We start from the raw sequence: 25,283 nt of genomic DNA on the forward strand, positions 1-25,283 counted from the left end.
TTGGCCCATGAACACCGATGATTTTGCCGAATGGTCCGCCCGCGCCGCCCAATGGGGCGCTGACTACCGCGCCAGCCTGCGTGACCGCGCCGTCCGTCCCCGCGTCGCGCCGGGCCAGACCTACCGTTCCATCCCCGCCGCGCCCCCCGAACGGGCCGAAGACATGGAACAGATCTTTGCCGATTTCGAAGGCATCATCGCCCCCGGCATGACCCACTGGCAACACCCCCGTTTCTTTGCCTATTTCCCCGCCAATGCCGCGCCGGTGTCCGTGGTGGCCGAATACCTCGTCTCGGCCATGGCCGCGCAATGTATGCTCTGGCAGACCTCACCGGCGGCGACCGAGCTTGAGACGCGCATGATGCAATGGCTGCGCGATGCCATCGGCCTGCCGGACAGCTTCGAAGGCGTCATTCAGGACAGCGCCTCCTCGGCCACCCTTGCCGCCGTTCTGGTGATGCGCGAACGCGCCCTCGGCTGGGCGGGCAACAGCGCCGGCCTGCGCGCCGGGCCGCAACTGCGCATCTATTGCTCGGCCGAGGTGCACAGCTCCATCGACCGCGCGATCTGGATTTCCGGCATCGGGGCGGACAACCTGGTCAAGATCCCCTCGACCGGTCCGCGTCATTCGATGGACGCCGCAGCGCTGGACGCGGCCATCCGCGCCGACATCGCCGCCGGGCACCGCCCTGCCGGTGTCATCGGCTGTACCGGCGGCACCTCCATCGGCGGCTGCGATGACCTCGGGGCGGTGATCGCCGTCGCCCGCGCGCATGATCTCTATACCCATGTCGATGCCGCATGGGCTGGCTCGGCCATGATCTGTCCTGAGTTCCGCAGCCTCTGGGCGGGGGTCGAGGGCGCGGATTCCGTGGTCTTCAATCCGCACAAATGGCTCGGCGCGCAATTCGACTGTTCGGCGCATTTCCTGCGCAACCCCGACGACCTCGTGCGCACCCTCGCCATCCAGCCCGAATTCCTCAAGACACATGGTGCCGACGGCATCATCAACTATTCCGAATGGTCGGTCCCCCTTGGCCGCCGCTTTCGCGCGCTCAAGCTCTGGTTCCTGCTGCGCGCGCACGGGCTTGAGGGGCTGCGCGACATGATCCGCAATCACGTCCGCTGGTCGGTTGACCTGTGCGAGAAACTCCGCGCCACCGAGGGGATCGAGATCCTGACCGAGCCGATGCTGTCGCTCTTCACCTTTCGCCCCGCAGGTGCCGATGATACCGCCACACTGGCGCTGGTCGAGGCGATCAACAACGACGGCCGCATCTACCTGACCCAGACGCGGGTGGGGGATGCGCTGGCGATCCGTTTTCAGGCGGGCCAGTTCGACATGCAGGAACAGGATGCGCAGGTCGCCTATGACGTGATCTGCGAACTGGCCGGCGTGGCCCCCGTCGCGCGCTGACAGCTGCCCCCGTATCGGGCCCCAATTTCGGAGCGCAGTTTCGGGCCCAGTTTCGGAGCCCAGTTTCTGGCCGCTCGGTAGACGGCAGGCAGCGCACGCTTGCGCCCTCCAGCCTCCCCGACCGCTGCGTTAACGACCCTCTCCGCACCACCCCGCGCACCGTTCAGATACCGCACTGATACCGTCAAGATACCGACGTTGCATTTCGCCGGTTTCCTCAATTAACCACTCGATTCCGCGCTTTTCGGCAAAATCCCCCTACCGACGTCAGCGCGCCGCCTTGTAGGTTCGCTCATACATGCTGCGCAGGTGCTGCTCGACCGTGATCGGCGGATAGCGCGGGGTCTCGCCGTCATACAGGCAGGTCGGGATGCACGATACCTCGTGGTCGGGAAAACCCGAGTAAAAGAAGGGAACCGAGTACCGCTCGCGCCCTGATTTGTTGATCACCCGGTGAAGGGTCGAGCGGTAGCGATCATTGGTCCACCGGGCAATCATGTCGCCCAGGTTGACCACGTAAGCCCCTGGAATCGGGGGCGCATCTATCCAGCTTCCATCTTCGTCGCGCACCTGAAGCCCGCCGACGTTGTCCTGCAACAGCATGGTCAGCCCGCCGAAATCCGTATGCGCCCCGGCGCCCATCTCGTCGGGGTTGTCGGGCTGCGCAGGGGGATAGTGCAGCAACCGCAGCGTCGCCAGCGGCTGGTCGCAAAACCCTGAAAAGTAATCTTCTTCCAGATCCAGCGACAGCGCCATGCCCCGCATCAGCAGCGCCCCCAGCGTCGTCATGGCGGCGAAATAGGCCATCATCGTCGGGCGAAATCCGGGCAGGTCGCTGGGCCACTGGTTCGGTCCGTGATTGAACTTGCCCGCCGCCACACGCCCGTCCCGCGCCGTCAGTTCCTCGCCGATGTAATAGCCTTCCTTGCGGTCCGGCAGCGCCCCCTGCTGAAGGGTCTGGCCCCCCAATTGCTCATATCCGCGATTGCAGGGGGAATTGGCCTTGTCCAGCGCGTCCTTGCAGGCATCCGGTATGTCGAACAGGGCGCGCGTCTCGCTCATCACCGCCTCGATCAGGCCTTCGGGAATGCCATGGCCAGTGACATAGAAAAAACCATGCGCCAGGCAGGCCGCACGGATCTTTTCGCCCACCATGACCCGCTCGCACGGGTCTGATGAAGACAGGCCCGCGACATCTATGATCGGCAGTGTTTTCGCCATGCTCTCAACCTCTTGCACAGGAATGGGGCGGCCCTGCGCAGGCCGCCCGCAGCGTCATTTCTTCGCGAAATTCGCGCCCAGACGCATCTGGATGTACTCATGCCCGGTCATCGGGTCGTACTTGCCTTCCGGCCCCTCCAGCACGGTGTCCATGTTGGCCTGCGCGAAATACGCCATCGAATAGCGCGGCCCGAGGTATTCTTCGGGCCGTGGCATCCGCACCCGGTGCAGCGTCGATTGCAGCTTGTCATCCGACCACCGCATCAGCATGTCGCCGATGTTGCAGGTGATCACGCCGGGCAGCGGCGGCACATCCGTCCAGGCAATCGCGCGCCCCTTGGCATCCTTGCCGGGGCAGAGCTGAAGGCCGCCCTGACCGGGTTTCTGGTGCAGCAGGGTCAGGCAATCGAAATCGGTATGCGCGCCCGCGCGCCAGAACTTGAAGTCCTCCGGCTTGGCGTCTTCCATGCCAAGATAGTGGATCAGGCGCAGCGTCGACTGGTATTCCTTTGCCTCCGGGTCATGCCCTTCGGTAAAGAAATCCGTCATGAATCCAAGGCGATCGGCAAAGCAGCTCAGCACCCGCATGGCCAGCGACCAGTTGTGCCGCTCGAATGCCATCATCGTCGCCTTGAAGGCCGGAACCTCGACGCCATTGGGCCAGAGGCCGGCCATGCGGGGCAGGGTGATCTGGTAGCTTTCCTTGCGGTCCGCCGTCCCGGTCGAGGGGCGCACCTGCTCCATGAACTCCCACCCGGCGTTCGATCCGGGCTTGAGGGGGAATTTCTTCTTGGTGTCTTCGGGCAGCTGAAAGAATTGCTCGCTCATCCAGAACGCCTCGTCCACCAACGCCTGCGGGATGCCGTGGTTGGTCAACTGAAAGAACCCGATCTCGGTCGCCGCCGCCCAGAGCGCCTCTCCGATCTCGTCCTTGCGGTTGAAATAATCGGACATGTCGATCTGCGGAATGTCCCGCTCGACCGTCTCGCCCATGCCGCCGAAGGCCTTTTCGGCGTTCAGCTCCTGCAATCCGTAAGTCGTGTCATTCATGGTCTTTTCTCCTTCGATGGTAAGGGAGCAATGACCTGCACGAATGTGCTGCCTGCTTATACTCCGGTGGGTATTCCTAAACGGGTTCCAGCGCGGCCTGCCGCCGCTGTCGCGCGATCAGCCTGTCTGTCAGACGCATCGCATCCTCGGCCAACTGGCCCAGATCAACGCCGGTCGGCAGGCCACCCGCCACAATGCGTTTGCCGCCGACCAGGCTGTGTTTCACGACGATGCCGCCAGTGATCACAGGCGCAATCGCCCGCTCATGCAGGCCCAGGTTGCGCGGCGCGGACAGGTCCAGCACCGCGATATCGGCCGCCATGCCAACCGCCAACGTGCCGACCTTCGGCAGGTTCAGCACCTTCGCGCCGCCCGCCGTCGCCCAGTGCAGGACCTCTTGCGCACGGACTGCGCCGACGCCCTTCGTCGCACGGTGCAGGCTGAAGGCCGCGTGCATGACGATGCCCATGTCCGCCGCCTCGTTCGCCGCTGCGCCGTCGACGCCCATCGACACCGCGCCGCCCAGCCGGTGCAGCGCATCTGCCGGGGCAATGCCGCTGCCAAGCCGCGCGTTGGCGTTCGGGCAATGCGCCATGCCGGTGCCGGTCTCGGCCAGCATCTTCACCTCATGCGGGGCCAGGTCGACCAGATGCGCGAACCACACATCGCTGCCCAGCCACCCCTTGTCGGCCAGCCATTCGACCGGGCGTTGGCCATACTTGGCCATCGTAAAGGCGGCATAGGCTTCGTTCTCGCTCAGGTGCGAATGCAGCATCAGCTTGTTTTCACGCGCAAACGCCGCGATCTCGCCCAGCTCTTCCAGCGCCACGTTGAATGTCGGCGTGGTCGGGGCTACCGCCACGCGCGTCATCGCCATGTCCGACGGATCATGCCATTTCGCCGCCGTCGCCAGCGTCTCGTCCAGAAACCGTTGCAGCGTCTCGCAGGGGGCGGGCGGCACACCGGGGTCGTCGAACACGCGCCCCTTCGTCATGCCACCGCGTGCCAGCACAAAGCGGATGCCCAGCTTTGCCGCCTCCTCGAACAGCACGTCCGAGGGGGCATAGTCGTAGCGATCCGAATAGATATAGTGATGATCCGCCACCGTGGTCGCGCCGCTCATCACCAGTTCCGTCAGCCCGATCCGGGCCGATATTCGAAACGTCTCTTCGTCCAGCAGCGGCCACCAGGTATAGGGCACATGCATCAGCCACGGGTCGAGAGCGAGGTTCATCCCCTTGGGCACCGCTTTCAGCACCGACTGGAACAGGTGGTGATGGGTGTTCACCAGCCCCGGCACCACGGCGCAGCCGCCCGCATCCAGCACCTCTTCGCCGGGCAGGGGGGACAGCTCGCCCATCTCGGCAATCAGCCCGTCGCGCACGCGGATCGCGCCGGAAAAGGTCTCTCCCGCGCCCAGTTTGCCGGTCAGGCAGTCGCGGATATTGGTGATCAGCAGGCTCATTTGCGTTCTTTCGGCAGCGACCAGGGGAACAGGATCTTTTGCGTCAGGCTGACCGCCTGGAACAGCACCAGCGACATCACCAGCAGAACGACCAGCCCAGCCCAGGCCTGCGGCAGCTTGAACATCGAGGTCGAGAACTGGATGAAGTAGCCGATGCCCTTTTCAGCAGCGACGAATTCCGCCACCACCGCGCCGATCACACTCAGTGTTATGGAAATCTTAAGGCCGGAAAAGATATAAGGGGTCGCATAGGGCAAACGGATCTGGCTGATCTCGCGCCAGACAGGGGCCCGCAAAGACCGTGACAGTTCGATCAACTCCGGCGGTGTCGCCATCAACCCGGTCGTCATCGACACGACCAGCGGGAAGAAGGTGATCATGAAGGTGATGACGACGCGGGGCGCGTCATCCGTCCCCAGTACCACGATGATGATGGGGGCCACGGCGACAACCGGCACCGACTGGATCACCACCAGCAACGGATAAAGCGACCTGCTCAGAAACCGCGACTTGGCCAACCCGACCGCAATCGGCAGCGATACGACAATTGCCAGCACGAACCCCATCAGCGCCACGCGCAGCGTCGACCAGACATGTTCGACCCAACGCGACAGGCTGACCACCTCGAACCCGCCCAGGATACGGCTGGGCGCAGGCAGGATATAGCTGGGCACCGCAAACAGGCGTGTCCCGGCCTCCCACACCACCAGGATCAGCACGAAGGTCAGCAGCGGCAGCACCACCGGCAGGCGGATCAGCTTCTCCATAAACGGTTCCGATGGCGCGACGGGCACCTTTGTCGTAGCCGTATCCTTTTGTTCGGAAACGGAAATATCGGCTTCAGCACTCATCTCAGGCCACCTTGTCCTTGATCAGCAGGCCGCGCAGATGGCCCATGAATTCCTGCATCTCGGTTGAGCGGAGCGAGCTTTCGTCGCGCGGTCGGCTCAGCGGAACTTTCAGATTGGCAATGACGCGACCGGGGCGCTCGCTCATCACCACCACCCGGTCGGCCAGGATGACCGCCTCGGGGATCGAATGGGTGATGAACAGCACCGTCTTGGGGCTGGCCTGCCACAGGCGCAGCAATTCGAACCCCATGGCGTCGCGCGTCAGCGCGTCCAATGCGCTAAAGGGTTCATCCATCAGCAGAATATCGGGGTTGAGGAACAGCGCGCGGGCAATCCCCACGCGCTGTTGCATACCGCCCGACAGCTCTCCGGGCAGGCGTTTTTCAAATCCGGCCAGGCCGCAGGTCGCGATGATCTGGCGGGCATGGTCGCGGTCCTGTCGGGACACGCGACCACGCTTGTGCTTGGCCGGAAAGACGACGTTGTCCTCGACACTGGCCCAGGGCAGCAGGGTCGCCTGTTGAAACACGATGCCGATATCGTCGCGCGGCTCGGTGACCGGCAGACCAAAGACCGACACCATGCCTTCGGTCGGTTTGATCAGCCCGGCGGTCATCCGCAGCAGGGTGGATTTGCCACAGCCCGACGGGCCGAGGACGGCGACGAATTCATGCCGGGCGATGGAAAGATCCACCCCCGACAGGGCTGTCAGCGGCCCGGAGTCGGTTCTGAAAGTCTGACCGGCTTCGGAAAAGCTGATGGCATCTTGTGTCATGGACAACGTCCCTTTCAGCGTGGCTTACATCCCGTCGGGCAGGAAGGACCGGTCGACGACGGTTTCGGGATCCAGCGCTTCGGCGTCCAGCCCCTGCGCTTCGGCAACCAGTTTCCAGGTCGAGGCAAGGCGTGCCTCGTCAAAGGCGCCCAGGCCGAATTCGTCTGTGACGGGGTTGAAGGCCAGCTTCGACGCATCGGTCCACGACCCGATGACATCTTCCGCGCTCAGCTCGGGCACCATCGCGGCGGTGTCTTCGGCGGCTTTCTGCGGGTTGTCATAGGCGAACTGGATCGACTTCAGGAAGGCACCGACAAAGCGTTTGGCGACGTCTGGTTGCTCCGTCAGGAACGTGTCGCTGGCGATCAGCGATGCCGAATACAGCTTCAGCCCGGCAGAATCCCACGGCAGGACGACGATGTCCTTGCCCGCTTCCTTGGCCTGGTTGGTATAGCGCGTCACATCTGTCAGCCAGGCGATGATGACGTCGGATTGGCCGGTCATCAGCAGCGGACCGAGCGCGCCGGGATCGGCCTTGGTCAGCGTGATGTCGTCTTCGGACATGCCGTTCTGTTTCAGCACCAGCGGCAGGAACACGTTGGACGAGGTAAAGGGCGACGTCGCGACCGACTTGCCCTTGACGTCCGCCAGTTCGGAAATCCCCTTGTCTGCGGTGGTATAGAAGGCGTGCGGCCCGGTGTTGAAGATCGACGCGATCGCTGTGACCGGCACCCCTTCGGTAACCTTGGCCGCCATCAGCGCCTCGATCCCGGCTGATCCGACCTGGGCAACGCCGGTCGCGATCTTGGTAATTGCCTCCGACGATCCCCGGCCCGGCGCGATGCTGACGTCAAGCCCGGCCTCTTCGCAAAAGCCTTCCTCGACGCAGACATAGATCGGGGCCTTGTCGCCACCCGGCAGCCAGTCCAGCTGATAGGTGATCTTGTCGAGGGCGAAGGCGGGTGAGCCGAGCGTGATTGCCACAAGCGCGGTTGCGCAAAGTCTGTTCATTACGATTTCCCTGTTTCTCTTGTTGTCTGATCTGGTTTTTCCAAGTTTCTTGGAGCCTGATAACGGAAGGAACGCCATGCCTTCCCGGCCCCCGCGACGTTGCGCGGCGGCGCGTGGCATACGCATATTCAGGAAGGAGTAGTGCAGTCGCCGCGTCATCAATCACCTCAACCCTGTCGTTGGCCTTGATGAGCAATGTCAGTGCCCCAGTCTCGGAAACTTTTCCGAATGGCCTGGGCCCTTCCGCTTCTACTCGTGATCCACCTTGGCCTTGCGGATCGCGTTCGGCAAAGCATGCGATGGCGCAGGCCGCGATGCACCGTGCTGAAATGTGCGTTTTTTGATCGGACGCTGTCGAATTTGCCGTAAATATGGGCGATGTGAGAGGCTCGGATCGTATGCAATGTGGGATTCGATCTTGTTTTCGGGGCGAATCTCTCGTGTTGTCGCGCCAAGCTGACACCGACAGGAGGCACCAGATGCCCATCACTTCCGACCAGGACCTTGTCCTTCTTCGCCGCTCCATCGCCCTTGCCACCGAAAGCCGGGCGCGCGGCGATCATCCCTTCGGCGCGCTGCTGGCCGGCCCTGACGGAGAGATCCTGCTTGAAGACATGAACACCTGCGGCACCAAGGGCGATCGCACAGGCCACGCCGAACGCAACCTGATGACGGCGGCGTCCCTGAAATACGATGTCGATTTCCTGTCACGATGCACGATGTACACCTCGGCAGAACCCTGCGCGATGTGTGCCGGTTCGGTCTATTGGACCGGCGTCGGGCGCGTCGTCCACGGGATGAGCGAGGTCGACCTGAAGGCGCTGATCGGCCCCGATCCCGAGAACCTGACGATGGATCTGCCGTGCAGGACTATTTTTGGCGCAGGGCAACGCGCAGTCGAGGTCGTCGGCCCCCTGCTCAGCGAAGAAAGCGCCGTGGTGCATGAAGGTTTCTGGGACAGCCTTTGATCATCGGCGGCCACCCTTTTTACGTGGATTTACCTGGATTTACCTGATTTGCTTGGCGGGTCGCTGATTTCCGACGGGGCGCGGGGTTCCGCCCGCTCCTCGTGCCCGGATTCAGGCGCCCATCCGGGCAGGCTGGCGGCGTGATCACCTTAGGTGCCGCCCCCGCGGGTGCCGCCGTCTATTGCTCCTCGCTTCCGCCCAAAAGGGTGGCCACGATGCTGGCCGAGGACATCGCCCCGCCCGAGCTGACATTGCTCAGCAACAGATAGCGCCGCCGCACGTCATGCAGCGCCTCCGTTTCGGCAAGCTCGGTAACATTGGACGTGCCGAACAGGCGTTCGGATCGCGCCTGCAATTCCGCGCTCTGCCTGTCGATATCCAGCGCCGAAAAACTGGCGGGCAACTGGAACGCGGTCTCGAAAACCTCTCTCAGCGGTTTTGACGCAAGCACGCCGTACCAACGAGAGCTGTTGGTACTGGCGCCCGCGATCACCTGGGCCATGTCGCGTTCCAGCGACAGCGCAATGCGCAGGGTCGGATCGGCGTTTCCGATCTCGATCTCGAACTGCCGGTCGAGGTAATTCTCCACCACCGTTTCGGCAAATCCGGCGGGATAGGTGCGCCCCGCATCCTGGTCCTTGAAATTGAAGGCGTCGGCAAAGGCGCGATAGCGTTGATCGGGGTAGACGTTCAGCAATGACGTCGGGCTGTTGCGATCCGACCCCAGAATGCGGCTGGCAAAGGGCACGCTGTCGCTGCGCGATGGCAGATCGAAGAATTCGAACGTGGCCAGCATCAGCGATATGTCCTTGAACAGATCCGCCGGGGTTTCGACCTGGCTGGTGCGCGCGCTGACGGTCTTGACGACCTTCTGCAAGGTGCTGGTAAAGGCTTCGGCGTTCGGATCGGCATCCGCCTCGGCCATCGCGGCAAAGTCAAAGACATTGGCCAGCGCCGCGTACCGCTTGTCCTCCAGCGTGTTGGCGACCGAGGTGTCATCGGTCAGATCCGATGCCAGGACAGCTTCGATCAACTCCGGGTCGTCGGCATCCGCCTGCAGGCCGAATATCTGCAAGGCCGCCGCCAGCAACTCCGGCTCGTCCATCAGGGCCTCGGGGGTGCGGATGTCTGCGGCCTTGTCTGCGAACAGCGTCGCGAATCCATACAGGCTGTCCCGGTCGCGGGCCTTGCCCGCCAGATCGAACGCCTCGGCAAGCGCGACATAGCGGGGATCGGACAGGCGGTTGGCAAAGGAGTTTTCGTCGCCCAGATCGGAATTCAGCACCTGTTGCAGGAAATAGGTGTTGGTCCGGTCGTCCTCCAGGCCAAAGGTTTTCAGGGTCGCGCGCAGCAGCGAGGGGTCGTTCAGCAGGTCGTCGGCAGTTTGTATGCTGGCCAACTGCGCCGAAACCTCCTCCGCCGATTTGGTCGATGTCAGCGATGGCCCCCCCTCACCGGCGAAATTGAACGCCTTGGCAAAGGCAAGATAGCGTTTGTCGGCCAGTCGGTTGGCAAGGGATTTGCCGTCCGTCAGATCGGAATCGAGGATTTTCTTGATGAAGGCGCGGTTGTTGATGTCTTCGTCCAGGCCAAAGGCACCAAGGGCGACGCGCAACATGGCGCGGTCATCCATCAGCTGGTCCGATGTCTGAATATCCTTCAGCTTGCTCTTGAATTGTTCGGTATCGCGCGCGATCGGCGCCGATTGCGCCAGCAACTGCTGCTGGCGGTCGCGGGTCCGCATCAGGAATTCATACCCGGAGACGCCCGTTCCCATGGCTGTCGGTGTAAACATCGCTCGGCCTCCGGCAATCGCAATTCGTGTCCCGTCCGCGTCAGAGGCTAGGCCCTGTCTCTTAACCTGGCGTATCCACCGCCGGGTTTTTGCATCGCATTGTCGGATTTTCCCGCGTGTCCCACGCTGGGGCAGGTGTGCTTGGGGGGCGCATTGTCGCTGCCCCTTCTATCTGCGGCCATGCCCGGCTAGTGTCCCGACCATCTGCCTGTCGCGCGGGCCTGACCGGCGCGTTTTCAAAGGAGCCTTACATGAACGATCTTTCAAATTCCCTTGCCGCGGCGGACATCGCCCATTCGATGCACCCCTACACCAACATGCGCGCACATGAGCAGCAGGGGCCGATGATCATCACGCGCGGCAGCGGCATTCATGTCTACGACACCAACGGCAAGGAATATATCGAAGGCATGGCCGGGCTGTGGTCCGTCGCCGTCGGGTTTTCCGAACAGCGCCTCGTGGATGCCGCGACGAAGCAGATGCAGGAACTGCCTTATTACCATACCTTTGCGCACAAGGCGCATGAGCCGCAGATCCGTCTGGCCGAAAAGCTGGCCGAGATGACGCCGGCCAACCTGACCAAGTGCTTTTTCACCAATTCCGGATCCGAGGCGAACGATACCGTCGTCAAGATGGTCTGGTACATGAACAACGCCCTTGGCCGCCCCGAAAAGAAAAAGTTCCTTGCCCGCAACAAGGGCTACCACGGCATCACCGTCGCTTCGGGGTCGCTGACCGGGCTGGCGGGCAACCACCGCGATTTCGACCTGCCCGCGATACCCGTGACGCACCTGACCACGCCGCATTTCTGGCGCTATGGCCTGGACGGCGAATCCGAGGTCGAATTTACCGCCCGCCTGCTGAAAGAGGCCGAAGATACGATCCTGGCCGAAGGCCCCGAAACCATCGGCGCCTTCATCGGTGAGCCGGTGATGGGCGCGGGCGGTGTCATGGTGCCGCCCGAAGGCTATTGGCCGGGCATCGCCGCATTGTGCAAGAAGTACGACATCCTACTGGTCGCGGACGAGGTGATCAATGGTTTCGGGCGTCTGGGCACGGCGTTCGGCTGTGAAAAATACGGGTTCGAGCCTGACATCCTGGTGCTGTCGAAACAGATTTCGTCGTCCTACATGCCCCTCGCCGCGATCATGGTGACCGAAGAGGTCTATGGCGCCATCGCCGACAATACCGCCAAGCTGGGGTCGTTCGGTCATGGTTTCACGGGCTCCGGTCATCCGGTTGCCGCCGCCGTCGGTCTCGAAAACCTCAAGATCATCGAAGAGCGTGACCTGATCGGCAATGCGGCCCGCCTTGAGGAGCAGTTCCAGACGGGCCTGCGTCAATATTCCGATCACCCTCTGGTGGGCGAAGTGCGCGGCGTCGGCCTGATCGCCGGCCTCGAACTGGTGGCCGACAAGGCGACCAGGAAAAGCTTTGAACCGGCAGGCATGATGGCGGCCAAGGCCTCGGCCTTCTGCACCGAAGAGGGGCTGATCTCGCGCTCTGTCTACGAAACGCTGGCATTGTGCCCGCCGCTGATCGTGACCGAAGACGATGTCGCTGAAATCATCCTGCGCATGGGGCGCGGTCTCGACAGGACCTACGAGTGGGCCAAGGCCGAAGGGCTGGTCTGAGGCCGTCTGCTGCTGAGCATGAAAGGCGCGGAGCAGTCCGCGCCTTTTTCATGTGGGGGCCTCCCGGCTGTGCCCATTTGTGCGCACGGCGTGCCGGGGCTGTCCTGTTTCGCGATGCCATGCCGGGCGCGGCATTTTCCGTGCCTTTCCCGCCCGGATACCGCATAGATACCGCCCAGATACCGACGTTGCGAACCAGCCCTTTTTGCCGCGCCTGAGCGGCGCCGTCAGTGCCCGGGTCACGGGGCAGGGCGGCTGTGTCGGGGCGGACATTCCGAAATCACAATACGGTCGTTCTGCACCTGCATGATTCCCGCCTGAGCGTCTCACTACAGATTTCACTTCCGTAATGTGGTCAGCCGATTTTCGCTGTTGCCGTGAATTGCGCGTGATCCTGGCATTCGTATCGGCGGAAAGCCGCCTGATTTTCGCTTTGCGCCCGCAGAATCCGCTGGCAGGGGCAGGGTGGATAGCGATATTTTGCCTGCTGGCAACCGCCCGGAATCACAGGATTTATCCTGCTCATGAGCCTCAGACGCAAAATTCTGCCTTTTGCGCATTGAACCATCGGCAAGTTTTCTGCGTTGCGGCAGGGAAGGTACGGCGAATGCTTGCCGTGGCGACCCGCCCGGATTGCCTCTGCTCGTCCGACGGGAAAATCTCGGACGATATCCCGTTTCGGGGAAAGCGCTTTTTGAGGATACCATATGCTGCCGAATGCCAACGTGAACTGCCCCTCCGCCGCCCGCCAAACGCCGCGTAGGGCAGCGACCGCTGACCCCAATATCCCCAAGCGCGCCCTGCCGGCCTCGCCTGCGCGCCGCCGTCTTCTGCGCCAGCTTGCCGGCTCGACAGCCTTCGCCGCCTGTGGTCTGCCCGCCCTGGCGCAGGATGCCGCGCAACCCGCCGACGCCGCTGCTGCCGAACAGCCCTCGCCGCAGCCCTTTACCTTCGACACCCTTACCGAAGAGATGCGCCAGCTTGCTACGCAGGACCCGCGCCAGGTGCAGGCCTTGTCGGGTTTCCTGTCGCAACTGGATTACGACGGATACCAGCGTATTCAGTTCAATCCGGAACGGGCCCGCTGGCGCGACGGGGAATCTTTGTTTCAGGTCAACGCCTTCTCGCTCGGCTGGCTGTTCAAGGAACCTGTCGAACTGTTCGAGGTCGTCGACGGGATGAAGCTGCCGATGACATTTTCGACGGCGGACTTTCTCTATCACGAACCGCTGAGCAAGGATGTTCCGAAGGATATCGTGATGCCTGGCGTCGCCGGGTTTCGCCTGAATGCTCCGTTGAACCGGGCGGATATATTTGACGAACTGGTCGCGTTCCTTGGTGCGTCGTACTTTCGGGCATTGGGGCGCGGCAATCGCTATGGTCTGTCCTCGCGCGGTTTGGCCGTCAATACGGGGCTGTCCTCGGGCGAGGAATTCCCCCGCTTTTCCGGCTTCTATCTGGAACGGCCCGTTCCCGGCGCCGATCAGGCCGTGCTGTATGCGTCGTTGGAATCCGCGTCGCTGACGGGTGCCTATCGGTTTGCGATCCGTCCCGGCGAAAACACCGAAATCGACGTGACAGCGCGTCTTTTCCTGCGCAACGACGTTGAGCAGATCGGGATTGCGCCGCTGACTTCAATGTATCTTTTCGGATCGGCCGACAAAGGCAACTTCGACGATTACCGTCCCGCAGTCCACGACAGCCAGGCGCTGGTGCTGGACACCCAGGGCGGCGACCGGTTTTTCCGGCCGCTGAAGAACCCGCCGCGTCTGGCCTCGTCCTATCTCGGGGCAATGACACCCAAGGCCTTCGGTCTGGTGCAGCGCAGCCGCGATTTCGACGACTACCTGGATGCAGGGGCACGCTATGATCTGCGCCCGTCGCTGATGATCGAACCGCTGGGCGACTGGGGCAAAGGCTTTGTCCGCCTGGTCGAAATTCCATCCGATCTCGAAGGAAACGACAATATCGTCGCCTTCTGGGTGCCGGACGCGAGCTTTACCCAGGGCGCGAATTTCGAGGTTTCCTATCGTATGACCTGGGGGATGACGCCCGGCAGCGACGAGACAGAACTTGCACAGGTTTTGCGCACACGGGCCGGTCATGGCGGTGTTGCGGGTGTTAAACCGGCAAAGGACCGCCGAAAGTTCGTCATCGACTTCTCTGGCGGACTTCTTTCGGAACTTCCCGACAACGCGGAGGTTTCTCCTACCGTGCAGGTCAACAACGGAGAGATCGTCGAGACGGTTCTCAGTTGCATAGACGGCACCAAGACCTGGCGTTTGGTGACGGAAATATCCGCCCCCGACGACAGTATTGTTGAGATCAAGGCCGGTCTTTCGGGCTATGGGCGCAAGCTTTCCGAAACCTGGCTCTACCAGTGGGTGAAGGAATGAAAGCCGAAATGAATATGGAAGCCGCCGCCTTGAACGCAACAGCCGTCGAGGCAACGCATTGGGAGCCCCCGATGGCGCCGATGGACATGCCGCGCCAGATTCTTGAGCGCGACGGCAGCGCGCGCCAAGGTGCGTCAGCCTCCCTCGGCTGGATGTCCCGTTTCGCTTCGTTCCTGCATCTCGCCTGATGGGGGAGGACGGGGTGCGCATGTCCACAGGTCCAGTCGGATCGCAGGCCAGACAGGATGACGTCAGGCGCGCACGCTTGTACCGCGTGATCGCCCTCGGCTTCAGTGCCGTTGCTGCCACAACCGCGACAGTGCTGCTGCTCGAAGCCGCCGTTGCGGATGGCAATGACGTCTGGGACTATGCCCGCGCCTCGCTGATCTTTCTGACAACCGCCTGGCTGTCCTGGGGGGCGGCACAGGCGCTTCTGGGGTTGCCCGGACGTACGCGTCAGCCCGCTGTTGCCGATATCGTGATGCCGCAGCCGCGCACCGTCGTGCTGGTCCCGATCTGCAACGAAGACCCGGTGGCCACCTTTGCCCGCATCGCGGCGATGGATGCCTCACTTCTGGCATCGGGTGTGGCGACGGATATCGCCGTCCTGTCCGATACCCGTGACGAAGATGCCGCCGCACATGAGCGAAATACCTTCGTGCGCCTGCTCGAAGAAACCTCGGGGCACGGGCGAATCTTTTACCGTCGCCGTCAGGACAACCGTGGCCGCAAGGCTGGCAATATCGAGGATTTCATCCGCAATTCCGGCGCTGCCTACGAATTTGCCGTCATCCTTGATGCGGATAGCCTGATGGAAGGGGCGACGATCCGGCGCATGATTGCCCAGATGCAGGCAGATCCCTCCCTCGGGCTATTGCAGACGTTGCCCAAGATCGTCGGCGCGGGGTCCCTGTTCGGCCGCGCGATGCAGTTTGCCGCCAGTTTCTTTTCGCCGGTGTTCGCCCGTGGCCTGGCCCGGATGCAGGGCGATACAGGCCCTTTCTGGGGGCACAACGCGATCATTCGAACCGAGGCCTTTGCACAAAGCTGTGCCTTGCCGCCGCTGTCGGGCCTGCCGCCGTTCGGCGGTCATATCCTCAGCCATGACTATGTCGAGGCCGCATTGCTGGCCCGCGGTGGCTGGAGCGTCCAGGTCGATGAGACGATCCCCGGTTCGTTCGAGGAAGGCCCGGAAAACGTCCTGTCCTTTGCCAAACGTGACCGTCGCTGGTGTCAGGGTAACCTGCAACATATCCGCCTGCTGACGGCCCCCGGCCTGCGCGCCTGGAGCCGGTTCGTCTTTGTGCAGGGCATCTTTGCCTATATCGTTTCGCTTCTCTGGGGCTTGTTCCTGCTCGCCTCGATCGCGGCGACCGTCATGGCGCCGGCACCTGATTACTTTCCCGAACCATACCAGCTTTTCCCTGTATTTCCCTCGGACCGGACCCAGCAGATCATTGCCCTGGGGATGGGTATCGTCGGGCTTCTTGTCGTACCGAAGCTCGGCATCCTGATCCAGGCCATCGTGACCCGGCGCGCGGACGGATTTGGCGGCGGGGCCCTTGCTGCCGCGTCGGTCCTGGTCGAGCTGTTGCTGTCGTCGCTGATGGCACCCGTGATGCTGATGTACCAATCCAAGGCCGTCCTTCAGGTGTTGTCCGGGCGCGATGGTGGCTGGCCGGCCAACCAGCGCGGCGAAGGCAGCCTGACGTTGGGCCAAGGGCTGCGCGCGGGCCTCTGGATCTCGGTCTTTGGCGCTGTGGCCTTGCTGGGGGTTTGGCAGATCGCACCTGCGTTGGTGCTGTGGCTGATGCCCGTCAGCCTGCCGATGCTGGCCGCACCCCTGTTGATCACCTATAGCTCGCGCGATATTTTCGGGGGCCTGTTCCGCACCCCGGAAGAGGACGAGCGAGGCACAGTCGTCGCCACCTATCGCGCCATCCACGCCCGTTGGACGAGCGCAACCGCCACGACGACCAGCGCGGCGGGCGATGCCGATGCGGGGGAACCTGCAAATGTCGCCGCGTGACAACGGACCCCCGGTTGTGGGGCAGGCCTTCGATTTTCCGTCTCATTCAGGCGCACCCAGAGTGCCTGACCGCCATCTTGCCGGGGCGCGCCCTGAACGATCCGCCGCCAGGACAGGTGGGTCAGGCAACGGTGGTTCAGATGGCGGTGCGGCCTTGCCGCCGGCGGCTGGTGGCAAGCGACCGCGCGATCTGCGCATCGATACCTTCCGCGGTCTGGCGTTGGTGATGATCTTTGTCGATCACGTCCCGGGCAATCCGTTCGAGGCACTGACATCGCGCAACTATGGCTTTTCCGACGCTGCCGAGGGGTTCTTCGTCATGTCGGGCATCGCCGCCGGGATCGCATACTCGGGCCGTTTCGCGCCCGAAATCCTCAGGCGTGATGGCGCTTGGGCGGCGATCTCTCCGGTGTGGAAACGGGCGTGGACGCTGTACCTGGTTCAGGTCTTTCTGACCATGTGGGCCATCGCGATCTACGCTTGGGGGGCGAACACCTTTGGCCTGCCCAAGTTGCTGAGCGAAATCAATCTGCGGCAGGTGTTCGAAAATACGCCGGAGGCGTTGATCGGTATCCCGGCGCTGACGCACCAGCTTGGCTACGTCAACATCCTGCCAGCGTATTCGGTTTTGCTGCTTGGCGCGCCATTGGTGCTGTTCTGCGGTTTGCGCGCACCAAGGACGACGCTTGCCGTGTCGCTTGTGCTGTGGTTCGGCGCGGGGCTGTTTCGCCTCAACCTGCCGAACTTCCCCAACCCGGGGGGATGGTTCTTCAACCCGGTCGCGTGGCAGCTGATTTTTGTCATCGGCCTCTTGACCGGGATGCATCTGCGCAAGGGCCAGCGTTTCGTGCCCCGATCACGCCTGCTCTTTGGTCTGGCCGCAGGATATCTGATCCTTGTCGTCGCGTGGATGTTCATCCCGGCCCTGGCCAATGCCCTTAACACGCAGCTGGCCCGCTTGGGCGCGGCTGGGGTGCCGTTCTTCATCGTCGCCCATGACAAGACATTCCTGTCCCTGCCGCGTCTGCTGCACGTGCTTGCACTGGTCTACGTCTTGTCTTCGCTGCCTGTCGTGAAATCGCTCTGCGCCTCGCCCCTGGCTGCGCCGCTGCGCCTGATGGGACGGCACGGATTGGTGGTCTTTTCGGTCGGAACCGTGGTCAGCCTGCTGTTTCAGGTGTTTCTTGCGGCCGAGCCCGACAGCAGGGTGCTCTCCGTGGTACTGCCGCTCGCTGGCCTCCTCCTTCAGGTTCTGGTCGCATGGGGGGCAGAAATCGCACGCCGCCCGCGCCCGCGCACGGTTCAGGGCGGACTTGCGCGCGACCTGACCGCAGCACGATCGACGGCCAAGGTGACGATCCCCAGCGTACCCGTCTGACAACCGGGGCGCTGAAAAGGCGCCTCGCTTCTGTCACAAATCAGCTGTTGCTGGTGTCCTCGGGCATGTTGCGGGCGCGATTGCTGCCCGTTTAGCGAGCATTCAGTCGGTTTTACTCTGTTCGCGGGGCGTTAAACCTTGCCCGATGTCCGGCTTCGGTGCTGGTCTGAGGGGGCAGGGCACTTAGGGTTCCGCGGGCAAGACAGGCCCGGTCTGGTCCAAGAAGTGCCGCCCCCCGGCAAATTCCGGTCAGGGTACACGGCGGGGCAAAATCCCGGGAGAGTACTGCGCAGGTTGACCCGCGCCCTCTCTCATTCGTTCCGCCAGCGGGAAAACTCAAAAATTGGCGGAACGCGACGGGGAGCTTTAACATGCTGAAAAAGATGATCCTTTGCACGACCCGCTTTGCTAAGATCCGCCCGACTGCCCGCGTAGGGCTTGGTGTGGCCTGCGCGCTGACGCTTTCGCTGTGCGGGCCGGCGGCCATGGCCGAACAGAAAACCGATTTCAAACTGGCCTGGACGATTTACGCAGGCTGGATGCCCTGGGGGTATATCGAGACCTCTGGCATCATGGACAAATGGGCCGATAAATACGGTATTACCGTCGATATCGTCCAACTGAATGACTACGTCGAATCCATCAACCAATATACCGCGGGCGCGTTCGATGGCGTGACAGCGACCAACATGGATGCACTCTCCATTCCCGCGGGTGGCGGTGTCGACTCGACCGCGTTGATCGTCGGTGATTATTCCAACGGCAACGACGCGATCATCGTCAAGGGCGACGTGGGATTGGCGGATCTGGCGGGCAAATCTGTGAACCTGGTTGAACTTTCGGTGTCGCATTACCTGCTGGCCCGCGCGTTGGAACAGGTCGATCTGTCCGAAGCTGACCTCGGCGCGGTGATAAACACATCGGATGCCGACATGATTGCGGCCTTTCAGACCGACGATGTCGAGGTTGTCGTGACGTGGAACCCCCTTGTCTCGACCATTCTCGAAGATCCGGGCGCCACGAAGGTCTACGATTCCAGCGATATCCCGGGCGAGATCATCGATTGCCTGTTCGTCAACACGGACACGTTGGCCGACAACCCCGCCTTCGGCAAGGCGGTCACGGGCGCATGGTATGAAACCATGGCGCTGATGGCCTCCGGTACGCCCGAAGGTGACGCCGCGCTCAGTGAAATGGCCGAGGCATCGGGTACGGATCTGGAGGGTTACAAGAGCCAACTCGCCGCGACCGCGATGTTCTATACCCCAAAGGCCGCCATGGAATTTACCGAAGGGGCCTCCCTGCAAACCACAATGGTGTCAGTCGCCAACTTTCTGTTCGACAAGGGGATCCTGGGCGAAGGCGCACCCTCGCCCGATTATGTGGGCGTTGCCTATCCCGACGGCGCGACGACGGGCGACGCAGGCAATGTGAACCTGCGCTACGACACGACCTATGTCGCGATGGCGGTCGACGGCACGCTTTGATCCCGCAGGCCCACCCTGCGCCGTGCGGCAAGGGTCGCACCGGCGCAGGGGTCTTTCCGTCTTGCCAGCCCGAGGGTCGCCATGCGTCTGATCAACCGGAAACCCGGCCGCGCCGCCTCTGCCGCGCTTGTGCTGCTGCCCTTTGCGGCGGTGGCCCTGACCTATGTCATCGCGTCTGACATCCGCCTGGCGGCCAATCCGGCGGACAAGCTGTTGCCGGCACCGTCGCATATCCTTGAAACGGCTCAGCGGCTGTTCACCGAAGGGGACAAGCGGTCGGGGCGCATCCTGCTATGGCACGACACCCTGGCCTCGCTTAGGCGGCTTGCATTCGGCGTCGGCATCGCCTCGCTCTCGGCGCTTGTCCTCGGGATGGCGATCGGGCTGCTGCCCTATGCCCGGCGCACCTTCAACAGCTTTATCGGTGTGGTCTCGATGGTGCCGCCGCTGGCCGTTCTACCGATCCTTTTCATCATTTTCGGGCTGGGCGAAACCGCAAAGGTGGCGCTGATCGTCGTCGGGATCACACCGGTGATGATCCGCGACCTGGCCAATCGGACGCTGGAAATCCCGCACGAGATGATCGTCAAGGCCGAAACCCTCGGTGCGTCCTCTCTGGTCATCGCCCTGCGGGTGGTGCTGCCGCAAATCCTGCCGCGCCTGATCTCTTCGATCCGGCTGGCGCTCGGTCCTGCCTGGCTGTTCCTTATCGCAGCGGAGGCGATAGCCGCCGAACTTGGCCTCGGGTATCGCATCTTCCTCGTGCGCCGCTACCTCGCCATGGACGTGATCCTGACCTACGTGATCTGGATCACCCTGCTGGCCTTCGTGATGGACTATGCCTTGCGCCTGCTGTCACGGCGATTGTTCCCGTGGACGGGGGCATCGCTATGAGCTTCGTCCAGGTGCGCAACGTCTTTCAAACCTACGGCGCCCGCCCGATCCTGGAACGCGTGAACCTGGATGTGGACGAGGGCGAGTTCGTCTCGATCGTCGGGGCCTCTGGGTGCGGCAAGTCGACCTTTCTGCGGCTGCTTCTGGCGCAGGAGACCCCGTCGCGCGGTGCCATCAGGATCGACGGCAACCAGCCGGCGGAAGAGCCGGGGCGCGAAAGGGGCGTGGTCTTTCAGCGCTATTCCGTGTTTCCCCATATGACCGTGCGCGAAAATATCGTGGCAGGCGAAAGCTTTGCGCGCCCGCCGGGCCGCTTTTTCGGGGCGGCCCGAAAGGCCGCGCAGGCGCGGGCCGATGAAACGCTGGACCGTATCGGCCTCTCGCATGTGGCGGGCGCCTATCCCGCTACCCTGTCCGGGGGGATGCAGCAGCGCCTTGCGATAGGGCAGGCGCTGGTGGCCCGTCCGCGCATCCTCCTGCTCGACGAACCTTTCGGCGCGCTCGATCCCGGCACCCGCCTGCACATGCACGATTTCCTGATGGAGCTGCGCCGCCAAACCGGCATGACCGTCTTCATGGTCACCCATGACCTCGAGGAAGGTTTCAAGCTGGGCGACCGGGTCCTGGTTTTCGACAAGACACGCTGGGACCCGGACTATCCGGACAGCTACGGTGCCACGATCACCTACGATTTCGATGCCCGCAACAACGGCATCCCGTTTCAGACCCCTACGACCCCGGACCTATTGGAGGACCCCCATGTTCTTTCCGCATGAGCGACGCCGCTCGCATCATCCCGCAGACCTGCACCGCGACGACAGGCGCTTTCACCATCCCGATCTGACCAAGCTGGGCGGGTGGCGCGCCATGCAGAAGGAAGCCGAGATTCCCGGCACCCGTTGGGAACAGGAACGCCAGTGGGCGTTGCGCATGGGCCTGACCGGGGCCGACAGCATCGATGACAAGTCGATCCCCACCTTTGCCCGCGGTGAGCTGCCCCACTACGCCGGTATCAACACATTTCTCAAAGCGCCCTATGCCGAAGACGTTCTGGAGGTCGCCAATTACGACGCCACCGTGCTGGGAATTCCTTTCGACGGCGGCACGACATATCGCCCGGGAACGCGTTTCGGCCCACAGGGGCTGCGCAAGATCTCGGCGCTCTATACGCCGTACAACTACGAACTCGGGGTCGATCTTCGCGAACAGATGACCCTGTGCGACGCGGGAGACGTCTTTACCATCCCGGCGAACCTGGAAAAAAGCTTCGATCAGATCTCCCGCGCTGTCAGCCACGTCTTCTCCAGCGGCTCGCTGCCCATCATGATCGGTGGCGATCACTCCATCGGCTTTCCCTGCGTGCGCGGCATAGCCGAGTGCACGTCGAAAAAGATCGGGATCGTCCACTTTGATCGGCACGCGGATATCCAGGAAAAGGACCTGGACGAACGGATGCACACGACACCCTGGTTTCACGCCACCAACATGCCCAATGTCCCGGCCAAGAACCTGGTTCAGGTCGGCATAGGTGGCTGGCAGGTGCCGCGTGACGCGGTCAAGGTCGCGCGCGACCGCGAAACCAACATCATCACCATGGGCGACATGGAAAAGATGGGCATCGACAGGACCGCCGAAATGGCGCTGGAAATGGCTTGGGACGGGGTCGACATGGTCTACATGTCCTTCGACATCGACTCGATCGACTGTGGCTTCGTGCCCGGCACCGGCTGGCCCGAACCGGGTGGGTTCCTGCCGCGCGAGGCGTTGGCGCTGGCCTCCAAGGTTGCGGCCGAAGGCATCTGCGGAATGGAGCTGGTCGAGGTTTCGCCACCCTACGACACCTCGGACATCACTGCGCTGATGGGCACCCGCGTCATCGTCGACGTGCTTGGCTCCATGGTCTCGGCAGGGACCCTGGGCAACCACAAGCGCCACATCGACAAGCCCGTTGCCATTCCGCACGGCGAATTCACCGGCAAGAGGTGGTCCAATGCCACATGATCATCCCCACCACCACCACGGGCACCACGACGACCACCACCACGACCACACGCATGGACACGATCATCGTCCGCCCGCTCAGGGCCATAATGGGGCCCATGCACACCATCTGCATTCCCACGCAAAACCCGAAGATGACGCGGCAGACCTTCAGGTCCTGACGGCACAGTTCATCGACGGCTTCGTCACAGCCGCCGACAAGGCGAGTTACCTGAAACTCGCCGGGGTGCCGCTGGAACGGGCAGGGCAGGGCGGTGAAACGGCCCTCAAGCTGGTGGATATCGAACTCAAGACCGAATGGCAGGTCGGGACGGCCTCGCCGTCCTTCGGATCGCGCGAACTCAGCTATCTGCCGTTTCCCGGCCAGATGGTGCGGGAACGGACCAACATGTCGCTGGTCTATGTTTCGTCCAGCGAAAAGGTGCTCTGGGATATCCGCGATTTCCTGCGCGAACGCCTCTAGGGCGCCCGGGCAGATGTGCCGGACATGCCTGCCCCGACAGGCGACCGTGGGGGCGTGCGCGCTGTCAGGCGGCTGGGGGGGCGCCTATTCTGTCTGCCCGGGCACTCGGGTGCGGCAATCATCCTGCGCTTTGGCCGGAGCCTTTTGTCTCGTCGGTCAATTGTTTTCTTCGCGACAATCACACACTCTGCGCTTACGCGATGAAACGGGACTGAGTTGGAATGCAAGACATGGCGACCGAGACGAGCGGTATCGACTGGCAGGATGCCTTTGAAAACGCCCTCTATATTCCCGGTGCAGAACGCTATCCGCCGCGCTGGCAGTCACAGGCGGCGGCATTTCGGGAAACCTGGGTGAACGCCGACCTGGATGTGCGCTATGGGGATGGCGAACGAACGCTCCTTGACCTGTTCCAACCACAGGGCACGCCACGGGGGCTTGCGGTGTTCGTTCATGGTGGCTTCTGGCACAAGTTCGACAAAAGCTGCTGGTCGCATCTTGCGGCGGGTGCGCTGGCGCGCGGATGGGCGGTTGCGGTGCCGGGCTATACGCTGGCACCACAGGCGCGGATTTCCCAGATTACCGCCCAGGTTGGCATGGCGTTGCAAGTGGCTGCGGCGCGGGTGTCGGGGCCAATCCGCCTTGCCGGGCATTCTGCGGGCGGTCACCTTGTCACCCGGATGGCCTGCATCAACGCGCCGCTGACGCCTTCGGTGGCGGCGCGGATCGACAAGATCACGTCGATTTCCGGTGTGCATGACCTGCGGCCGCTGCGCCTGCACCGGATGAACGACGTGCTGAACCTCGATGCGGCCGAGGCCCGCGCCGAAAGCCCGGCCCTGCGGGACCCGCGTCCCGACATGCGGCTGACGGCCTGGGTCGGGGGCAACGAACGCCCCGAATTCCTGCGCCAGACAGCGTTGCTGACCGAAGCCTGGCAGGAAGGCATCAACAGTTGCCAGCGGGTGATCGAAAACGACCGCAACCATTTCGACGTGATTGACGGGCTGGTCAGTGCGGACCATGCCCTGACCGAGGCATTCGTGGGCTGACGTCCGGGCCGGTGCGCGCGCGAGAGAGAGAAGAGAGAGACCCTCTGGCCAGCCCAACATCGTGGCGGCGCGGCGCAAAGCGGCGGCATATCGGCGTAAACCGATGCGCCAGCGCGGCATCTGCGAAATTTCCCGACAAGACCCTTGCCAGCCAGAATCCTTCGTCGCCAAAGTGTGCCCATAGACAAAAGGGCGCAAAGCCCGATCCAACCGGGAGTGATGAGATGACACGGAACCTGACCTTGGCCGCGGCCCTGATGCTGACCGCCGCCGCCCCTGCGCTTGCCCAGGATACCACGCTCAAGATCGGCGTGCTGGTGACGCTTTCCGGCCCCCCTGCCGTGCTGGGCGAACATGCCCGTGATGGCGCGTTGCTCGCGGTCGAGGAACTGGGCATGGTCGGCGGCCTCAAGACCGAGGTTTTCGTGGTAGACGCCGAAGGCAAACCGGATGTCGCCGCGCAAAAGGCCCGCGAGCTGGTGGAGCGGGACGATGTCGATTTCGTCGTCGGCCCGATCTTTTCCAACGTGCTGAACGCCATCGCCGGGCCGATCACCGAAGAGGCGTTTCTTGTCAGTCCAAACGCTGGCCCTTCCAGCTTCGCCGGCGAGGGCTGCAATCCAAACCTCTTCGTCGTTTCCTACCAGAACGACCAGATGCCGACGGTTCTGGCGGAACAGATGAACAAGGATGGCGTTGGCTCTGCCTTCATCCTCGCCCCGAACTACCAGGCGGGCAAGGACAGCCTCAATGGCTTCAAGACCGTCTTCAAGGGCGATGTCGCCTCCGAACTCTACGTCCCGCTTGGCCAGCTCGACTATTCCGCCGAACTGGCGCAGATCGCCGCGATGCAGCCCGAGGCGGTCTATGCCTTTCTGCCCGGTGGCATGGGCGTGAACTTCGTCAAGCAATACGAACAGGCCGGGCTGAAGACGATCCCGCTGCTGACCGCCTTTACCGTCGATGAAACGACGCTGCCCGCCGAACAGGACGCGGCGGTCGGCATGTTGTCGGGCACCAACTGGGCCCCCGATCTCGACAATGCCGCCAATACCGCCTTCGTTTCCAGCTTCGAGGCAGCCTATGGCTATGTGCCTGCCCTCTATGCCGCGGGCGGATATGACGCGATCAAGCTGATCGACAGCGCGGTCAAGGCGACCGGTGGCGACCTGGCGGACAAGGACGCATTGCGCAGCGCCCTGATGGCGGCGGATTTCACCTCTGTTCGTGGCAAGTTCTCGTTTTCTGCCAACCACTTCCCGGTGCAGGATTTCTACCTCGCCAAGGCCATCAAGCGTGAGGATGGTAAATACGCCACCTCGATCGTCGAGACGGTCTTTTCCAACTACGCCGACGCCTATGTCGACCAGTGCAAGATGTGATCTGGCGGACGTAT

Annotated in this window: 21 protein-coding genes and 1 riboswitch; of the genes, 14 read left to right on the forward strand and 7 right to left on the reverse strand. The window is 62.8% G+C overall.

Annotation, left to right across the window (positions count from 1 at the left end):
* Window positions 1-7 precede the first annotated feature (7 nt).
* On the forward strand, window positions 8-1,417 hold the full coding sequence (locus DL237_RS04205) for a pyridoxal phosphate-dependent decarboxylase family protein (RefSeq protein ID WP_119397788.1): 1,410 nt from the start codon (window positions 8-10) through the stop codon (window positions 1,415-1,417).
* Between the two features lie 267 nt (window positions 1,418-1,684).
* On the opposite strand, the gene DL237_RS04210 is transcribed toward DL237_RS04205, so the two are convergent.
* From DL237_RS04210 to DL237_RS04235, 6 genes are all read right to left on the reverse strand, one after another.
* Window positions 1,685-2,638, reverse strand: a complete 954-nt coding sequence (locus tag DL237_RS04210) for an isopenicillin N synthase family dioxygenase (RefSeq protein WP_119397789.1) — start codon at window positions 2,636-2,638, stop codon at window positions 1,685-1,687.
* A gap of 54 nt (window positions 2,639-2,692) precedes the next feature.
* On the reverse strand, window positions 2,693-3,688 hold the full coding sequence (locus DL237_RS04215) for an isopenicillin N synthase family dioxygenase (RefSeq protein ID WP_119397790.1): 996 nt from the start codon (window positions 3,686-3,688) through the stop codon (window positions 2,693-2,695).
* 76 nt (window positions 3,689-3,764) lie between these two features.
* Window positions 3,765-5,153 carry an amidohydrolase family protein gene (locus tag DL237_RS04220; RefSeq protein WP_119397791.1) on the reverse strand — a complete coding sequence of 463 codons (1,389 nt, stop codon included), beginning with the start codon at window positions 5,151-5,153 and terminating at the stop codon, window positions 3,765-3,767.
* Window positions 5,150-6,004, reverse strand: a complete 855-nt coding sequence (locus DL237_RS04225; RefSeq protein ID WP_119397792.1) for an ABC transporter permease — start codon at window positions 6,002-6,004, stop codon at window positions 5,150-5,152. The genes DL237_RS04220 and DL237_RS04225 overlap by 4 nt, the downstream gene beginning before the upstream one ends.
* A gap of 1 nt (window position 6,005) precedes the next feature.
* On the reverse strand, window positions 6,006-6,779 hold the full coding sequence (locus DL237_RS04230) for an ABC transporter ATP-binding protein (RefSeq protein ID WP_119397793.1): 774 nt from the start codon (window positions 6,777-6,779) through the stop codon (window positions 6,006-6,008).
* 24 nt (window positions 6,780-6,803) lie between these two features.
* Window positions 6,804-7,790, reverse strand: coding sequence for an ABC transporter substrate-binding protein (locus DL237_RS04235; RefSeq protein WP_119397794.1), 987 nt, complete (start codon window positions 7,788-7,790; stop codon window positions 6,804-6,806).
* A gap of 479 nt (window positions 7,791-8,269) precedes the next feature.
* On the opposite strand from DL237_RS04235, the gene DL237_RS04240 reads away from it, so the two are divergent.
* On the forward strand, window positions 8,270-8,758 hold the full coding sequence (locus DL237_RS04240) for a nucleoside deaminase (protein WP_119397795.1): 489 nt from the start codon (window positions 8,270-8,272) through the stop codon (window positions 8,756-8,758).
* A gap of 178 nt (window positions 8,759-8,936) precedes the next feature.
* On the opposite strand, the gene DL237_RS04245 is transcribed toward DL237_RS04240, so the two are convergent.
* Window positions 8,937-10,553: a DUF1217 domain-containing protein gene (locus DL237_RS04245; protein ID WP_119397796.1), complete on the reverse strand. Its 1,617-nt coding sequence runs from the start codon at window positions 10,551-10,553 to the stop codon at window positions 8,937-8,939.
* Window positions 10,554-10,804: 251 nt separating this feature from the next.
* On the opposite strand from DL237_RS04245, the gene DL237_RS04250 reads away from it, so the two are divergent.
* The 12 genes from DL237_RS04250 to DL237_RS04305 all read left to right on the forward strand — a co-directional run bounded on the left by DL237_RS04250 (window position 10,805) and on the right by DL237_RS04305 (window position 25,269).
* A complete protein-coding gene (locus tag DL237_RS04250; protein WP_119397797.1) occupies window positions 10,805-12,187 on the forward strand; it encodes an aspartate aminotransferase family protein in 1,383 nt (460 codons plus the stop codon).
* Window positions 12,188-12,894: 707 nt separating this feature from the next.
* Window positions 12,895-14,583 (forward strand): glucan biosynthesis protein, encoded by a 1,689-nt coding sequence (locus tag DL237_RS04255; protein ID WP_199671976.1) that lies wholly within the window; start codon window positions 12,895-12,897, stop codon window positions 14,581-14,583.
* Window positions 14,580-14,771 carry a hypothetical protein gene (locus DL237_RS04260; protein WP_147405310.1) on the forward strand — a complete coding sequence of 64 codons (192 nt, stop codon included), beginning with the start codon at window positions 14,580-14,582 and terminating at the stop codon, window positions 14,769-14,771. The genes DL237_RS04255 and DL237_RS04260 overlap by 4 nt, the downstream gene beginning before the upstream one ends.
* A gap of 20 nt (window positions 14,772-14,791) precedes the next feature.
* Complete coding sequence (gene mdoH, locus DL237_RS04265; protein WP_119397962.1) at window positions 14,792-16,612, forward strand: glucans biosynthesis glucosyltransferase MdoH; 1,821 nt, start codon at window positions 14,792-14,794, stop codon at window positions 16,610-16,612.
* A 61-nt stretch (window positions 16,613-16,673) separates the two neighbouring features.
* Window positions 16,674-17,990, forward strand: coding sequence for an OpgC family protein (locus DL237_RS04270; RefSeq protein WP_233544862.1), 1,317 nt, complete (start codon window positions 16,674-16,676; stop codon window positions 17,988-17,990).
* A gap of 172 nt (window positions 17,991-18,162) precedes the next feature.
* A riboswitch (guanidine-I (ykkC/yxkD leader) is annotated at window positions 18,163-18,273 on the forward strand.
* 88 nt (window positions 18,274-18,361) lie between these two features.
* Complete coding sequence (locus tag DL237_RS04275; protein ID WP_233544863.1) at window positions 18,362-19,477, forward strand: putative urea ABC transporter substrate-binding protein; 1,116 nt, start codon at window positions 18,362-18,364, stop codon at window positions 19,475-19,477.
* A gap of 81 nt (window positions 19,478-19,558) precedes the next feature.
* Window positions 19,559-20,371: an ABC transporter permease gene (locus tag DL237_RS04280; RefSeq protein ID WP_119397799.1), complete on the forward strand. Its 813-nt coding sequence runs from the start codon at window positions 19,559-19,561 to the stop codon at window positions 20,369-20,371.
* Window positions 20,368-21,147: an ABC transporter ATP-binding protein gene (locus DL237_RS04285; protein ID WP_119397800.1), complete on the forward strand. Its 780-nt coding sequence runs from the start codon at window positions 20,368-20,370 to the stop codon at window positions 21,145-21,147. The genes DL237_RS04280 and DL237_RS04285 overlap by 4 nt, the downstream gene beginning before the upstream one ends.
* On the forward strand, window positions 21,131-22,372 hold the full coding sequence (locus DL237_RS04290; protein ID WP_119397801.1) for an agmatinase family protein: 1,242 nt from the start codon (window positions 21,131-21,133) through the stop codon (window positions 22,370-22,372). The genes DL237_RS04285 and DL237_RS04290 overlap by 17 nt, the downstream gene beginning before the upstream one ends.
* Window positions 22,362-22,835 (forward strand): hypothetical protein, encoded by a 474-nt coding sequence (locus tag DL237_RS04295; protein WP_119397802.1) that lies wholly within the window; start codon window positions 22,362-22,364, stop codon window positions 22,833-22,835. The genes DL237_RS04290 and DL237_RS04295 overlap by 11 nt, the downstream gene beginning before the upstream one ends.
* A gap of 230 nt (window positions 22,836-23,065) precedes the next feature.
* Window positions 23,066-23,887, forward strand: a complete 822-nt coding sequence (locus tag DL237_RS04300; protein WP_119397965.1) for an alpha/beta hydrolase — start codon at window positions 23,066-23,068, stop codon at window positions 23,885-23,887.
* A gap of 224 nt (window positions 23,888-24,111) precedes the next feature.
* The gene (locus tag DL237_RS04305; protein ID WP_119397803.1) at window positions 24,112-25,269 is read left to right on the forward strand and encodes an ABC transporter substrate-binding protein; all 1,158 of its coding nucleotides are present in this window, start codon (window positions 24,112-24,114) and stop codon (window positions 25,267-25,269) included.
* The last annotated feature ends 14 nt before the right edge of the window (window positions 25,270-25,283 follow it).

Origin of the sequence: Pseudooceanicola sediminis (genome assembly GCF_003575965.1) — a bacterium.
GTDB classification, from domain to species: Bacteria; Pseudomonadota; Alphaproteobacteria; order Rhodobacterales; family Rhodobacteraceae; genus Pseudooceanicola; species Pseudooceanicola sediminis.

Bases quoted from the DNA above. Each gene is read 5' to 3' on its own strand.
- DL237_RS04205 (WP_119397788.1), top strand. From the start codon at position 8: ATGAACACCGATGATTTTGCCGAATGGTCCGCCCGCGCCGCCCAATGG.
- DL237_RS04210 (WP_119397789.1), bottom strand. From the start codon at position 2,638: ATGGCGAAAACACTGCCGATCATAGATGTCGCGGGCCTGTCTTCATCA.
- DL237_RS04215 (WP_119397790.1), bottom strand. From the start codon at position 3,688: ATGAATGACACGACTTACGGATTGCAGGAGCTGAACGCCGAAAAGGCC.
- DL237_RS04220 (WP_119397791.1), bottom strand. From the start codon at position 5,153: ATGAGCCTGCTGATCACCAATATCCGCGACTGCCTGACCGGCAAACTG.
- DL237_RS04225 (WP_119397792.1), bottom strand. From the start codon at position 6,004: ATGAGTGCTGAAGCCGATATTTCCGTTTCCGAACAAAAGGATACGGCT.
- DL237_RS04230 (WP_119397793.1), bottom strand. From the start codon at position 6,779: ATGACACAAGATGCCATCAGCTTTTCCGAAGCCGGTCAGACTTTCAGA.
- DL237_RS04235 (WP_119397794.1), bottom strand. From the start codon at position 7,790: ATGAACAGACTTTGCGCAACCGCGCTTGTGGCAATCACGCTCGGCTCA.
- DL237_RS04240 (WP_119397795.1), top strand. From the start codon at position 8,270: ATGCCCATCACTTCCGACCAGGACCTTGTCCTTCTTCGCCGCTCCATC.
- DL237_RS04245 (WP_119397796.1), bottom strand. From the start codon at position 10,553: ATGTTTACACCGACAGCCATGGGAACGGGCGTCTCCGGGTATGAATTC.
- DL237_RS04250 (WP_119397797.1), top strand. From the start codon at position 10,805: ATGAACGATCTTTCAAATTCCCTTGCCGCGGCGGACATCGCCCATTCG.
- DL237_RS04255 (WP_199671976.1), top strand. From the start codon at position 12,895: ATGCTGCCGAATGCCAACGTGAACTGCCCCTCCGCCGCCCGCCAAACG.
- DL237_RS04260 (WP_147405310.1), top strand. From the start codon at position 14,580: ATGAAAGCCGAAATGAATATGGAAGCCGCCGCCTTGAACGCAACAGCC.
- mdoH (WP_119397962.1), top strand. From the start codon at position 14,792: ATGTCCACAGGTCCAGTCGGATCGCAGGCCAGACAGGATGACGTCAGG.
- DL237_RS04275 (WP_233544863.1), top strand. From the start codon at position 18,362: ATGCTGAAAAAGATGATCCTTTGCACGACCCGCTTTGCTAAGATCCGC.
- DL237_RS04280 (WP_119397799.1), top strand. From the start codon at position 19,559: ATGCGTCTGATCAACCGGAAACCCGGCCGCGCCGCCTCTGCCGCGCTT.
- DL237_RS04285 (WP_119397800.1), top strand. From the start codon at position 20,368: ATGAGCTTCGTCCAGGTGCGCAACGTCTTTCAAACCTACGGCGCCCGC.
- DL237_RS04290 (WP_119397801.1), top strand. From the start codon at position 21,131: ATGTTCTTTCCGCATGAGCGACGCCGCTCGCATCATCCCGCAGACCTG.
- DL237_RS04295 (WP_119397802.1), top strand. From the start codon at position 22,362: ATGCCACATGATCATCCCCACCACCACCACGGGCACCACGACGACCAC.
- DL237_RS04300 (WP_119397965.1), top strand. From the start codon at position 23,066: ATGGCGACCGAGACGAGCGGTATCGACTGGCAGGATGCCTTTGAAAAC.
- DL237_RS04305 (WP_119397803.1), top strand. From the start codon at position 24,112: ATGACACGGAACCTGACCTTGGCCGCGGCCCTGATGCTGACCGCCGCC.